1 protein-coding gene is annotated in these 563 nt (G+C 43.7%); it reads left to right on the top strand.

Annotated elements, in window-relative coordinates:
- Window positions 1-563 (top strand): hypothetical protein (locus ES677_RS15455; RefSeq protein WP_170235085.1); only part of this gene is annotated, 563 nt, incomplete at both ends.

Genomic DNA, 563 nt, shown 5'->3' on the forward strand with positions numbered 1-563 from the left:
TTTTAATCACGACAACTCTTTACCAGCAGGCGTGTACACTTACTATTGCGAAATAAGTCAGCCAAACGCTTACGACTGTAACGCCACGAGTAACCCGGTAACCATAACGGTAAATGAAGGGCCATCTGTAGACACACAAGCTATGGACGGCGCGTATTGTATAAATGGTTCAGCCCAAGAGCTAACCTTTACGTTATCTGGTCCTGCTACCGGTACTACAAGTTACCAATGGTATTATAATGAGACCAATACTAACGATCCAACCGATGCAAATAGTACTTTGGTAGCGAGTCCTGAAGGTCAAGAAGCCAATTACCAACCACCAACAGATAGTACGGGGACACTCTATTATTTTTGTGTGATTAGTTTTAGTGGCGCCGGAAGTTGTAATGAAATTACTACAGCGCCTGCAGCAATCGAAGTGGTTCCAAATGTAGAAATTAGTGGCGAATCGCCACTAAGCCAAACGCTATGTTCTGGTGCCACCCCAGAAGACTTAAGTTTTATAACCGATAGCGGAGGAACCGGTACCATTATTTACCAATGGTATGCTTCAGATGATA

This window comes from Bizionia gelidisalsuginis, assembly GCF_008086185.1.
Lineage (GTDB): Bacteria > Bacteroidota > Bacteroidia > Flavobacteriales > Flavobacteriaceae > Bizionia > Bizionia saleffrena.